Source organism: Ferruginibacter paludis (assembly GCF_030409685.1).
GTDB classification, from domain to species: Bacteria; Bacteroidota; Bacteroidia; order Chitinophagales; family Chitinophagaceae; genus Ferruginibacter; species Ferruginibacter paludis.
Genome location: NZ_JAUFQJ010000024.1, coordinates 109,338 through 122,632, shown reverse-complemented (window position 1 = coordinate 122,632; position 13,295 = coordinate 109,338). Strand labels below are relative to the sequence as shown.

General features: G+C 37.5%; 11 protein-coding genes. All 11 read left to right on the top strand.

Annotated features, from left to right (window positions below; all coding sequences use genetic code 11):
* Window positions 1-20 precede the first annotated feature (20 nt).
* The 11 genes from QWZ08_RS24860 to QWZ08_RS24810 all read left to right on the top strand — a co-directional run bounded on the left by QWZ08_RS24860 (window position 21) and on the right by QWZ08_RS24810 (window position 13,108).
* On the top strand, window positions 21-1,283 hold the full coding sequence (locus tag QWZ08_RS24860) for an EpsG family protein (RefSeq protein WP_290340340.1): 1,263 nt from the start codon (window positions 21-23) through the stop codon (window positions 1,281-1,283).
* Window positions 1,284-1,517: 234 nt separating this feature from the next.
* Entirely contained in the window at window positions 1,518-2,546 is a 1,029-nt protein-coding gene (locus QWZ08_RS24855) for a glycosyltransferase family 2 protein (protein ID WP_290340339.1), read from the top strand.
* Entirely contained in the window at window positions 2,546-3,073 is a 528-nt protein-coding gene (locus QWZ08_RS24850; protein WP_290340338.1) for a DapH/DapD/GlmU-related protein, read from the top strand. The genes QWZ08_RS24855 and QWZ08_RS24850 overlap by 1 nt, the downstream gene beginning before the upstream one ends.
* Window positions 3,074-3,164: 91 nt before the next feature.
* Complete coding sequence (locus QWZ08_RS24845; RefSeq protein ID WP_290340336.1) at window positions 3,165-4,271, top strand: glycosyltransferase; 1,107 nt, start codon at window positions 3,165-3,167, stop codon at window positions 4,269-4,271.
* A 174-nt stretch (window positions 4,272-4,445) separates the two neighbouring features.
* Entirely contained in the window at window positions 4,446-5,567 is a 1,122-nt protein-coding gene (locus tag QWZ08_RS24840; RefSeq protein WP_290340335.1) for a polysaccharide deacetylase family protein, read from the top strand.
* A gap of 39 nt (window positions 5,568-5,606) precedes the next feature.
* Window positions 5,607-6,692: a hypothetical protein gene (locus QWZ08_RS24835; RefSeq protein ID WP_290340334.1), complete on the top strand. Its 1,086-nt coding sequence runs from the start codon at window positions 5,607-5,609 to the stop codon at window positions 6,690-6,692.
* A gap of 10 nt (window positions 6,693-6,702) precedes the next feature.
* Window positions 6,703-7,827, top strand: coding sequence for a CapA family protein (locus tag QWZ08_RS24830; protein WP_290340332.1), 1,125 nt, complete (start codon window positions 6,703-6,705; stop codon window positions 7,825-7,827).
* A 12-nt stretch (window positions 7,828-7,839) separates the two neighbouring features.
* Window positions 7,840-9,750 (top strand): asparagine synthase (glutamine-hydrolyzing), encoded by a 1,911-nt coding sequence (gene asnB, locus QWZ08_RS24825; protein ID WP_290340331.1) that lies wholly within the window; start codon window positions 7,840-7,842, stop codon window positions 9,748-9,750.
* Window positions 9,747-10,763, top strand: coding sequence for an ATP-grasp domain-containing protein (locus QWZ08_RS24820; RefSeq protein WP_290340330.1), 1,017 nt, complete (start codon window positions 9,747-9,749; stop codon window positions 10,761-10,763). Before asnB ends, QWZ08_RS24820 begins: the two co-directional genes overlap by 4 nt.
* Before the next feature lie 21 nt (window positions 10,764-10,784).
* A complete protein-coding gene (locus QWZ08_RS24815) occupies window positions 10,785-12,224 on the top strand; it encodes an MBOAT family O-acyltransferase (protein ID WP_290340329.1) in 1,440 nt (479 codons plus the stop codon).
* Window positions 12,224-13,108 (top strand): hypothetical protein, encoded by an 885-nt coding sequence (locus QWZ08_RS24810; protein ID WP_290340328.1) that lies wholly within the window; start codon window positions 12,224-12,226, stop codon window positions 13,106-13,108. The genes QWZ08_RS24815 and QWZ08_RS24810 overlap by 1 nt, the downstream gene beginning before the upstream one ends.
* The last annotated feature ends 187 nt before the right edge of the window (window positions 13,109-13,295 follow it).

The following is a 13,295-nucleotide window of genomic DNA, read 5'->3' as shown; positions in this document are numbered from 1 at the left end:
TTTAATGGCTTCATTTATCAATGGCAATAACTTATTCCAACAGAGATAGTTGGTATCTTTTCCTGATATTCCCTTTTTTAACCGCGATTATTGCGTTAAAGAACTATAAGGCACCCTGGGCAAAAAACATTGTTTGGGCTTTTATTGTTTTCTATGGTTTTACATTTGGGATGTCGAAAGAAACTTCTACAGGTGAAAGTACGGCAGATATTACCAGGTATGCGCAGCAAATTAAGGATCTTTACAACCAGGATTTAAGTTTTGGAGAAATAATAAATTTATATCAACAAAATGATGATATTGATATTGCACGGCTCACCATTGCCATTGGTGTTTCAAGGATTACAGACAATCAGCAGGTATTAACAGCTATCTACGCCTTTATTTTTGGTTTCTTTTTTACCCGTAATTTCTGGTTTTTGTTAGATCGCCTCCGGGGGAAAATTAAGCCACTTACCATATTATTAATGGCTTGCTTTTTTTTAGTGAATCCATTTTGGAATATCAATGGCTTCCGGTTTCATACCGCTGTACAAATATTCATTTATGGATTGCTCCCATTTATTTTTGAAGGCAAAAAAAAATCGATCCTTTTCTGTGCGCTTGCCATCCTGGTACATTTTTCTTTTTTAGTGCCCATGGCAGTATTATCAATCTACCTGTTATTGGGAAACAGAACCTTATTTTTCTTTTGTTTTTTCCTGGCTTCAATGGTTAGTTCAGAAATTAACATTGCAGGCTTAAATACATTTATTCAGGAAAATGCCCCCGAGGATCTGGATGAGCGAACCGCATCTTACAGGGGTGAAGAAAGGGTGCAGGATTATAGGGAAGGAACAGGGTTTGCCGATACCGAAAATGAAAGCCTGCATGCCAAAATATATTTGCAATGCCTGCAATGGCCATTAATGGCATTGCTTGTTTTTCTTTTTTTTATATACAGAAAAATTGGGCGGGTTAATAGAGCATTTTCAAACAGCCTTGCATTCACACTGCTGTTTTGGGGGTTTGCCAATTTTATGAGCTCGCTGCCATCGGGAGGCCGTTTTTTGGCCGTGGCTTCACTCTCTGCTTTGCCCCTGCTCATTTTTTATGTACAAAATGTAGCTAATGAAAAATTTATAAGGAATAAAATTCTGATTCTTTCCCCCGCCTTATTGTTTTTTATTATTATATCTACCCGTATGGGTCTCTATTCTATCAGTGTAAACACGTTGATATCGAATCCTGTAGTAGCCCTGCTATTAAATTATAATATTGCTGTCAATGATTTAATTAAATAGCATTTCAAGATCAGCTATCCTATTTGGCCACTTTTTATTGCTTAATATTCCAAGCCTTTGCTAGTGTTACGTTAAGAATCAAATGAAGGTTCGGTTTGTGAATAGTGAATGGTCAATAGTGAATAATTGACCATTCACTATTGCCAATTCACACCCAACTTAACACTAGTTTAAAAAGTTGTTTTTTAAAAGGCTGATAAAATTAACAGGTAGTAATAAATATTTGACTGTTTCATGAAACTAAGTATAATTATTCCTGTTTACAATGTGGAGGACTATATTGAAAAATGTATTCTTAGCCTTCAAAATCAGGACATACCCCGCAATGAGTATGAAATTATAGTAATCAATGATGGCTCTCCTGATAACAGCAGGGCTGTTATACTTCAACTCATTCAGCAGTTTGATAATATTGTTTTTATCGACCAGGAAAACAAAGGTGTGTCATTGGCAAGAAATGCAGGTATTGACAAAGCATCCGGCCGTTACCTTATTTTTATTGATCCGGATGATTATGTAGAACCGAATACATTTTCCCGCATTCTGGAAGTGGCCAATGAAAAACGGGCACAGGTGGCATTTCTGGGTTTTACATTTTTATTAGCGGATAATTCAGTTAAAAAGAAAATTCTCTTTGCTAAAGAAAGCGGGAAAGTATATGATGGAATCAATGCCTATAAAATTTCAAGGGGAGATGGCACTATTGACCCTGACAGATCAGTGGCGATTCTTTTTGAAACGGCATTTATAAACAAATACCAGCTTCGCAATTTGGCGGCAATACCCTACCTGGAAGATGGAGAGTTTTTAGCAAGGGTAATGTGCCTGGCGGAGCGATGCATTTTCGATGGAAACAAATTTTACCTGCGTACTACCCGGCTTGGGTCTGCCACCAACTCTGGTTTGTTTTATACTGACAGGGCCATCAAAGGCTTTATTATTGCAGCTAACAATCTTTTCAGGTTTCAACAATCTACTTTAATAAATGCGCAACAAAAACAGTTTCTAAATCAACCCCTTTGCAAATTTATTTTACTCGCGATCAACTCAAGTTTTAGAAACAAGGGCTTGTTAAGGCGCAACAATGTAGTGATGGAATTAAACAACCTGGGAATAAAGCGTTGCCCTATAAAGAGCTGCAATAAATATTATTGGCGGGATGGCTTCTTCTTTAATCTCTCACCTAAAATATATTCAATTTATAAACCAATCTGGTCGTTGTTTGATTCGTTGATTTTCAGATTATTTAAAGTGCATCCCTGATGTTGTCAAAGTATAAGTATAAAAACTGGAAGAAAAATGAACCTGTAAATTTGGTAGCGTATCTTTTTTCACCTTGCTTTTTGGGATTAAGAGTGGTGAATTTTATATGCCAGAAAATTTTCAGAATTAACGCGGAAGTTCCTTTTATGGTGCATTATACTTCTACAGTAAGTAAAACTATTTTTTTAGGAAAAGATGTTGCCCGGTATTTTGCCAATTCAGGCGGTTGTTATATTCAAGGCATCAACAAGATTTACATTGGAGACCACACTATTTTCGCACCGGGCATAAAAATAATATCTGCCAATCATAATAAGAGTGATTTTTCAAAACACGATAAATCAATAGGCCCAATTAGAATAGGGAGTAACTGCTGGATAGGTGCCAACGCCGTAATATTACCGGGGGTACAATTAGGAGACAATGTAATAGTAGGTGCCGGCAGTGTGGTTACAAAATCGTTTGGCGATAACCTGGTGATTGCCGGCAACCCTGCAAGGATATTAAAAACAACCCTGGACGATTAATGGATGGCTATTTTTTTAAAGACTTCCGATTTTACTTTTAGAGAAGTGTATGACATGAAAAATCATGTAAGTTTAAAATGCAAAAAAATTAATGACTTCAAAGAATATATTAATTGTAACCCAGGCTTTTTATCCTGAAAATTCACCACGTTCTTTTCGGGCTACAGAACTCGCAAAAGAGTTTGCAAGGTCTGGCCATAACGTAACAGTAATAACACCCCGACACGATCCCGTTCATGCAGCTTTTGAAGCGGAATTCGGTATATTGATAAAAGACCTGGGAAAGTACAATTGGAAATCATTAGCAGTGAAAGGAAGTGGAATCGAATTGTTTATAAGAAGAGTAGTGAGCCGGTTTTCGAATTTGCTGTTTGAATACCCTTCTATTCAACTACTTGGTTTGGTAAAAAAGGCGTTAAAGTTAGAAGCTGGATACGACCTGATGGTATCCATTGCAGTACCATACCCGATACATTGGGGCGTGGCTGCAGCGAGGACAAAGAACAGAAGAATTGCAAAAGTTTGGGTAGCTGATTGCGGCGATCCCTATGTAGGCCGGGAAAATGACACTTTTAATGTGCCATTTTATTTCAAATATGTAGAAAAATGGTTTTGCAGAAAGACAGATTTTATAACAGTGCCCACCATTGGGTCAATACCTGCTTATTTCAGGGAATTTCATGCTAAAATCAGGGTGATATCCCAAGGATTCCGTTTTGAAGATATTACCTTATACCATGGTGCTAAAGAAAGCAGCTATCCTGTTTTTGCGTATGGAGGGGCATTCATTCCTGGTATGCGGGACCCGACAGAGCTACTAGCTTATTTATGTTCGTTAAAAATTGATTTCGAATTCCGTGTATTTACCACAACCCCAGATATGGTACACCCTTATGTTGCTTTATCAAACGGCAGAATAAAACTAATGCCCGTAATACCAAGAAAGGAACTGCTTTTTGAATTAAGTAAGTTTGATTTTTTAGTGAATTTTGAAAATGAAGGTAACAGGCAAACACCCAGCAAACTGATTGATTATGCCATCATCAATAAGCCAATTCTTTCTGTAAAAACGGGGGCACTTAATAAAATAGCAGTGGATGAATTTCTTTCAGGTGATTATAAAAACCGCGTAATTATTGACCATCCTGAACAGTACCGGATTGAAAATGTTTGCCAAAGATTTCTGTCTTTATTATAAGGGCATCTCTAAAAACCCATTTTTTTTATTTAACCTCACCTTTAATTCCCCTCCTGAAAGAGAGGAAAAGGAAGGTTTTTAGAGATGCCCATAAATAAAATAGTACCACTTTTAACAGCTATGGTATTGGGACTAATAAACTTTTAAGTAAATACAATTAGCCAGGTTGATTGAATGAATTTGAAACAACAAATAAGCAGAAATCTTTCGAATATTCCGGGGTGGAGAACCAATCGTAAGGTCATCGTTATTGAATCTGATGACTGGGGTAGTATCCGCATGCCATCGCTGGAAGTGTTAAACAGGTTATTAAATCAAGGGCTTGATTTGCTTACGGGTGATTCCGCCAGGTACAATCAGAATGATGCATTGGAAACCAGTGAAGACATGGCCGCTTTATTTGAGGTGTTGACAAATTTCAAGGATTTTAAGAGCAATCATCCTGTAATTACCCCTGTTTGTGTGGTAGCCAATCCTGATTTTGAAAAAATAAAAGCCGACAAGTTTAACCGGTATTATTGGGAACCCTTCACCCAAACATTAAAACGAAACAATCAACCAGGCGTTATAAATTTATACAACGAGGGTATTGCCAATGGTTTCTTCTTACCGCAATTTCACGGCCGGGAACACCTGAATGTAGCGGAGTGGATGCGGGCACTTCAGCAAAATGACAAAGAAGCCCGGATTGCATTTAATGATGGTGTATGGGGATTTAACAACAAGCATCCAAATGGGGTAATGTTCCAGGCGGCATTTGACCTGCCTTATTTAAGTGACCTGGGATTGCAGCATGAAATAATTGAATCTGGTCTCACAATGTTTGAAGAACTATTTGGTTATAAAGCCACCTATTTTGTGCCACCTAATGGTCCATTTAATAATTCGCTGGAGGAAACTGCCGCGGCGAATGGTATTAAATATATGTTTGCTTCCAAGATTCAAACAGAAGTATTGGGTGAAGGCAAAACAAAAACAGTGTTTCATTGGCTGGCGCAAAAAAATAAATGGGGACAACTATACATGGTACGCAATGCTTTTTTTGAACCCAATCAAAAAGGAAGCGCAGCGGTAAACAATTGTTTACAGGAAATTGACATTGCATTTAAGTGGGGTAAACCTGCAGTAATCAGCACACATAGAGCCAATTTTATTGGAAGTTTACATATTGACAACAGAACCCAAAGCCTGCGACTCTTCAAAGAGTTATTGGCAAATATATTAAAGCGCTGGCCGGAGGCTGAGTTTATGAGTTCAGATCAATTAGGTAGTTTAATAGATCATTCCACTAAGTAATCGATGGTTGTAGATTTTTTAAAAAGGCAAAAGGCAACTTTGAGTGCTCATATAAACAACTACCGGGGTAAAAAATTACATGGTCGTTTTTTAATTATTGAGTCTGATGATTGGGGGGCTATCAGAACTCCCTCAAGGTATGCATTGGAAGCATTTAAAAATAAAGGGCTCGACCTCCCTAACAGTGTGTATAAAAACGACAGCCTTGCCAGCAACGAGGATCTCGATGCGCTTTTTAATTTATTACAATCCCTGCGTGACAATAGCGGGAACCCGCTTAAACTTACCGCTAATGTAATAATGGCTAACCCGGATTTTAAAAAAATTAAGGCAGCAGATTTTAAAACATTTTACTTTGAAGATTTCCGTTCTACCCTTTTACATTATCCACAACACGACCAATCATTTTCTAGATGGCAAAAGGCGATTACCGATGGGCTTTTTATGCCGCAGTTCCACGGAAGGGAACACCTGCAATATAACCGCTGGTTAAAAGTTTTACAGGCAGGAAATGAGGACGCCCTGTTTTGTTTTAACCTCGGTGCCACCTATTCCGGGTTAAAAGACTATAGTTTTATGGAGGCCTACGATTGGGATTCACCCACTGATGTAGAAGAACAAAAGAAAGTAGTTTTAGAAGGATTGCGCATGTTTGAAAATGTTTTTGGGTTTAAATCAAAATCATTTATTGCCCCATGCTATAATTGGGATTCAGCATTAGAGCCGCTGTTACAGGCAAATGGAGTTAAAATCATCCAGGGCATCCGGTATCAATTAAAGCCAACAGGTTGTTTTGATAACTACCAGCGTATGCCTCATTCTTTTGGTGAAATTAACCAATTAGGGTTAGCCTATAATGTACGCAACTGTTTTCTGGAGCCATCCATGTTACCTGCAAAGGATTGGGTAGATAGTTGTCTTGCACAAATAGCAACGGCATTTTTATGGCAAAAGCCTGCAGTAATTTGCAGCCACCGGATCAATTATATTGGTTACATAGATAAGGGCAACAGGGAGCGGGGATTGAGGGATTTGAAAACAATCATTAGAAAAGTGCAAAGCAAGTGGCCTGATGTGCAATTTATATCAACAGACCAACTGGATGAAATGCTCGCATTGAAATAGTAATAGTAAAATGGAAGCAATAAAAGTATTATTTACCGGTGATTTTTGTCCGCATAACAGGATGGAGACATTTTCAAAAGATGGCAACTACGCAGCTGTTTTTAATGATTTTATCGAAGTATTCAAGAACAATGATCTGAATGTTACGGATGTGGAATGTCCATTGACGGCAACCAGTAGCCGGGTTCCTAAAATAGGTCCTTACCAGTTTGCTTCGCCCCACACGATTGGAATATTGCAATATGCCAATATCGGGCTGGCAGCCATGGCAAATAACCATATGATGGATTGTGGTGCTGAGGGAGTAAATGACACCATAAATATTTGTAAAAAGGCTGGTATTGCCACTGTTGGCACAGGAGCTAATAATACCGAAAAAAGAAAGCCTTTTTCAACAGTAATAAAAGGTAAAAAAATTGCCATTATTAATTTCGCAGAAAATGAATTTATTTCAGTACCGGGCAGTGAGGTGGGCGCGAATGGCATGCACCTGGTGAATAATTATTATGACATTACTGCTGCAAAAAAAGACCACGATTTTGTATTGCTGATGGTGCATGGAGGCAACGAATTTTATTCATTGCCTTCGCCCAGGATAAAGGAAACTTATCGCTTTTTCATTGATATTGGTGCCGATGTGGTTATATCCAATCACACTCATTGTTTTAGCGGCTATGAAGTTTATAATGGCAAACCAATTTTTTACAGCCTGGGTAATTTTATTTATGACTGGCCGGAAAAACAGCAGGCGGATTGGAATTTTGGTTATGTAGTAAAGCTGAGTATAACTGATAAAATTGATTTTGAAATTATCCCGCTTAAACAAAATAGCGGAGTACCAGGTGTTTTTAAATTGGATGAGGAAGAGAAAATTAGTTTTGATTTAAAACTCGCTCAATTCAATAAAATCATTGGCGATGATGAACAACTGGCCAGCTCATTTGATGCCTATTGCAATTCTGTAAAACGAATGTATGAGGCATTTATTGAACCAGGTTTTGGAAAAACAATTGCATCACTAAGGGCAAGGGGTTTTTTCCCAAAATTTATGAAGAAGAGAAAACGGTTACTATTATTAAACCTGGCAAGATGCGAAGCCCACAGGGATGTGCTAATAAATTTGCTTTCAAAATAATAAGAAATTTTCATGTGCGGAATAACAGGATATATTAATACGGATAGCAGGTGCATACCCAACACGGCAGTAATACGTGAAATGTTGGGCGCCCAGAAACACCGTGGGCCGGATGATTCCGGAATTATGGCTTTTAGTTTGAAGAATCAAAAAGCGCAGGAGTATATCCATCAGCAAACGCAGGAAATCAATGACCCATTTGAAGGCATACTCGGCTTTAACAGGCTAAGTATACTAGATTTGTCGGCAAATGGACATCAGCCAATGAGTTCACCGGATGGTAATGTATTGTTAATGCTAAATGGAGAAATATACAATGCGTTTGATTTGAAGCCAGCTTTGATTGCAGACGGATGTAAATTTAAAAGTACTACCGATACAGAAGTGGTATTATACCTTTATCTGAAGTATGGTTTCAGGGGAATGGTGGAAAGACTGAATGGGATGTTTGCAATAGTGGTGGCTGACTTAAGGGAAGGCAAACTGTATATAACCAGGGATCGCTTTGGTATTAAGCCCATGTACTTTTATAATAAAAACGGCGTACTCGCTTTTTCATCTGAATTAAAAAGCTTTTATGCATTGGATCAATTCAATGCTACTGTAAATACTGGGCTGCTGGATGAATACCTTATATTTAAAAACAACCTGAATAAGACGTTGATCAATGATGTGCAGCGGATAGCACCCGGACATTATTTAACATATAGTTCTGGCCAGGGAATTTCTTTTACTCAATATTTTGACGTCAACCATTATGAGCGGCAATCAGCAAAGGGGGCCGACTTTGAGGAAGCACTTAATAAACTGCATGATGTTCTTGAAAAGAGTGTACAATCGCAATTAATGAGCGATGTGAAATTAGGTTGCCAGTTATCCGGTGGGGTTGACTCCTCATTGGTGACCTGGCTGGCAAAAGACATAAAGCAGGATAATTTGTTAGAAAGTGTATCCATTGTTTTCGACGACAAAAGATTTAACGAAAAACCCTTTATTGATAAAGTGGCTAATCAGCTGGGAATTATTTCACACCAGTTCCCACTGCAGTCAGAATTTTATCAGGACAGCATCAGGCAGGCAACCTGGCACCTGGAAGAACCTATCAATCATCCGAATACCATCGGTATATATTTACTTGCACAAAAAGCAAAGGAGTATGTTACCGTTTTATTAAGCGGCGAAGGAGCAGATGAAGTATTTGGGGGCTATGCCCGTTTTTATGCTGTGATGTATCCCTATGCCAACAAGAAATTCTTCTCTGGATTAAAACAATCCGTCAACAACCCGTTCAAGTTTTTAAGGCAATATACTGACCCCTTTACAAGAGCCAATTTGGGCGTTGCCACAATGACGGAACAAATGGCCCTTTCATTAAAGCCTGATTTTAGATATGCCAATGCAACATGCCAAAGAAAAGCAGTATTTGATGAACTGACTGGCTCTGTATTTGACAAACAGGTTAAATATGATATGGCTACCTACCTGCCCGATCTCTTAACCCGGCAGGATAAAATGTCAATGGCGCATTCTATCGAGAACCGGGTACCCTTTCTTGATAATCGGGTGGTTGACCATTCATTTACAATACCGACCAACTACTTAATAAAACGAAAGGCTGCAGAAAGTAACAACACAGAGAAGTATATTTTGAAAAAAATGTGTGGTAATGTATTTGGCGATGAGTTCGCTTTTAGAAATAAAATGGGTTTCGGAATTCCTTTGCGTGAGTTTTTGGCAAAACCAGCTTTTAATAGTTATTTACGGGAGGAAATTTTACCGGGGATTGAAAAAAGAAATTTGCTGAATAGTAATAAAATAGCAGCCTGGATTAATAATCTTGAACAGATCAGTGTAGCGGAGTTGGATGCATTGTGGGTGGTAACAGGCCTTGAAATTTGGATGAAACAATTTATTGATAGATGAAAATAGCGATACACCACACTAAAGGAACTTTCAGCGTACGTTGGATTGCTTATTGCGAAAAAAATGGCATTCCCTATAAAATTGTTGATTGTTATAAAACCGATATAATACAGCAGCTAGAAGACTGTACCGCTTTGATGTGGCATTTTCATCATGCAGGTGCCAGGTCAGTATTATTTGCAAAGCAATTGATGTATTCAGTGGCCATCTCAGGGAAAAAAGTCTTTCCGGGCTTTAGTAGTGCCTGGCATTTTGATGACAAAGTAGGACAGAAATACTTGCTGGAAGCCTTAGGGGTGCCTTTTGTCGCAACATATGTTTTTTACTCAAAAAAGGAGGCGATAGAATGGATAAATAATACCAGCTTTCCCAAAGTATTTAAATTGAGAGGAGGAGCAGGTTCTGTAAATGTACGGTTGGTTAATTCAAAAAGGGAGGCAATAAGATTGGTGAACAAATCTTTTGGAAGGGGCTTTGGTCAATACCAGGGTTGGTCCAATTTTAAAGAGCGGCTTCGGAAATACAGGAATGGCAAAACATCATTTATTGACCTTTGTAAAGGAGTGGCCCGTATTTTTTACAAACCTGCATTCGATAAAATTGCAGGAAGAGAAAGGGGCTATATCTATTTTCAGGATTTTATTGAAAACAACGATAGTGATATTAGAATCATAGTAATAGATGGAAAAGCTTTTGCCGTAAAAAGAGTGGTGAGAAAGAACGATTTTAGGGCTTCAGGCAGCGGAGTTGCATTGTATGATAAGAATCTATTTGATCTGGGATCCGTTAAACTTGCGATGAATATTTCTTCCCGTTTAAATGCGCAATGCGTTGCCTATGACTTTGTATATAAAAATGGCAGACCTTTAATTTTAGAAATAAGTTATGGTTTTGCTATTGAATTTTATGACCCCTGTGAAGGATACTGGGATAAAGAGTTGAACTGGCATGAAGGGCAATTTGTTCCGCAAAACTGGATGGTGGATATGATGTTAGACGAAAAAAATAATTAATACCCTTATATATTCCCGATAATGCTATTTAATTCTGTAAGTTTTCTTATTTTTTTTCCCATTGTATTTTTTTTCTATTGGTTTGTAACCAAAGGGAATTTAAAATGGCAGAATATACTTTTGCTGGCGGCAAGTTATTTTTTCTATGCCTGCTGGGACTATCGTTTTCTTTTCCTGCTTATTTTTTCAACCGGGCTCGATTATTATACCGGGATAAAAATGGATGAAAGCGAAAATCAAAAAAAAAGAAGCTTTTGGTTTTGGTTAAGTGTTATCATAAACCTTGGTTTTTTAGGCGTATTTAAATACTACAACTTTTTTATAGGCTCATTCGTAGAAGGACTTTCATACCTGGGGGTAAGTGTTAATGTCTGGACAATAAAAGTGATACTACCGGTGGGCATTTCATTTTATACCTTTCATGGGTTATCTTATGTAATTGATATTTATAACAGAAAAATAAAGGCAGAACGGAATTTTGTTGATTATTCTTTATTTGTAAGCTATTTTCCATTGCTGGTGGCTGGTCCCATTGAGCGGGCAACGCACCTGCTGCCCCAGATAAAACAAAAAAGAACATTCAATAGCAAAAATGCCATCAGCGGAATTGAGCAGATGATATGGGGTTTTTTTAAAAAAGTGGTGATAGCGGATACGATGGCAATTATAGTAAATAAAGTATTTGATGATGCTGCTTCCTACGGCAGTGTTGCTTTAATCATTGGAGCAATTGCATTTTCATTCCAGATTTATTGTGATTTTAGTGGTTATTCAGATATAGCGATTGGTACCTCTAAATTATTAGGTATTGATCTTATACAGAATTTTAATTTTCCTTACCTCTCCAGGAATATTGCTGAGTTTTGGAGAAGGTGGCACATATCTTTATCAACCTGGTTCAGGGATTATTTATATATCCCATTGGGTGGTTCAAAAGCTAGCAGGTTATTGAGCATTAGAAATGTATTCATCATATTTTTAGTAAGTGGTTTTTGGCATGGTGCCAACTGGACATTTTTGATTTGGGGCGGTATTCATGCGTTACTTTTTATACCCTCATTTGTTTTGGGGTCTAACAGAAAATACAAGGAAGACATTGTGCACCGTAATAAGGTAGTCCCATCAGTGTTGGATATTTTTCAAATGGTAATTACTTTTCTCCTGGTTACAATTGCCTGGATATTTTTCAGGGCAGCTACACTTGCGCAGGCTGGTCATTATCTAAATAACATTGTACATAATGTAAAAGGGAAAACACTCGCTTTGGAAAATTCGGATGTAATAAGTTACTCACTTTCATTTGCTGTTTTTTTTACCGTAAGCACTTATTTTTTATACAGGAAGAATCATCTTTTAAAGACAACTGTTCTTAAACAATTTGCTTTATCGTTGGGGTTGTTAATTCTAATTACACTACTGGGTCAATTTTCACAACAAAGCTTTATTTACTTTCAGTTTTAATGAAAAAATTCTTTCAATTCTTCATAGCACTTTTACTGGCTTTTTTACTGGCCAATTTACTTTACCTGTTTGTTTTGCCCCGGGTCGATTGGGAATTTAAAAAAACAAAGGAGGCGCATAATTTTAAAGATAAACAGCTTAACGTAATCGTATTTGGCAATAGCACTGGAATGGACGGAATCAATCCTGAAATATTATCCGAAAAATTTGGTTCGGCCTATAATTTTTCAGTTGGCGGGGCTTCCCTGCAAACCAATTATGTTCAGTTATCTTATTACCTTCAACACAATGCCAGGCCCTCAAAAGTTTTGTTGTTTTTAAGTAGTGCACACACAAATTATGTAAAGGCGAATGATGTCAATCCAATTATTGAATACTATTATATTGATTCTTTTCATATTGGTGGCTTAACAGATATGCCGCTCTTCCGGTTCAGGTGGACCTTTGTTGAAAACATTAAAAAATTGCTCTCATTCAATCACCGCTCAGCAAAGGTTATTAATGGTCAGCTGCAAATAAAGAGAATGGTTACGGATTTTACGGTAAGAAAAAATGATTCCATAGTGTGCCATGATAATCGTTTCTACAACAGTACAGGCTATGAGTATATGTGGCAAATGGCTGCACTTTGCCGGGAAAAAGGCATACAAATGGAAGTGTTTGAAATGCCATGCTGGAAAGATGTACAAAACAATTGTGCTGACCTGGAAGTAAATAAACTGGTAGGCAACACGGCCTGCAATTTATTCATCCACAACCTCAATAATGTAAGCAAGTGTGATACATTATTGGAATCTAAAAAAGACTGGCTTAGCAGGGATCACCTGAATTACAATGGATCCATAAAAATTACAGATGAAGTGGTAAGGATATTATCACATTGAATCTATAAATTCTTCAACTATAATTTGTCTTTCAATTATAACCCAAAACGCCTCATTTAACATTTGATTGTTTTGACAATTTCAAAATAATTGAAATTCTTTATTTTAAATAAGTATTTCATGCCACAGCTAAGGAATTTGTATTTCACAATGCGTAGGATTTTCCTAAGAAACTTTGTGCCGGAAT

Bases quoted from the DNA above. Each gene is read 5' to 3' on its own strand.
- QWZ08_RS24850 (WP_290340338.1), top strand. From the start codon at position 2,546: ATGTTGTCAAAGTATAAGTATAAAAACTGGAAGAAAAATGAACCTGTA.
- QWZ08_RS24845 (WP_290340336.1), top strand. From the start codon at position 3,165: ATGACTTCAAAGAATATATTAATTGTAACCCAGGCTTTTTATCCTGAA.
- QWZ08_RS24810 (WP_290340328.1), top strand. From the start codon at position 12,224: ATGAAAAAATTCTTTCAATTCTTCATAGCACTTTTACTGGCTTTTTTA.
- QWZ08_RS24860 (WP_290340340.1), top strand. From the start codon at position 21: ATGGCAATAACTTATTCCAACAGAGATAGTTGGTATCTTTTCCTGATA.
- QWZ08_RS24830 (WP_290340332.1), top strand. From the start codon at position 6,703: ATGGAAGCAATAAAAGTATTATTTACCGGTGATTTTTGTCCGCATAAC.
- asnB (WP_290340331.1), top strand. From the start codon at position 7,840: ATGTGCGGAATAACAGGATATATTAATACGGATAGCAGGTGCATACCC.
- QWZ08_RS24820 (WP_290340330.1), top strand. From the start codon at position 9,747: ATGAAAATAGCGATACACCACACTAAAGGAACTTTCAGCGTACGTTGG.
- QWZ08_RS24815 (WP_290340329.1), top strand. From the start codon at position 10,785: ATGCTATTTAATTCTGTAAGTTTTCTTATTTTTTTTCCCATTGTATTT.
- QWZ08_RS24840 (WP_290340335.1), top strand. From the start codon at position 4,446: ATGAATTTGAAACAACAAATAAGCAGAAATCTTTCGAATATTCCGGGG.
- QWZ08_RS24855 (WP_290340339.1), top strand. From the start codon at position 1,518: ATGAAACTAAGTATAATTATTCCTGTTTACAATGTGGAGGACTATATT.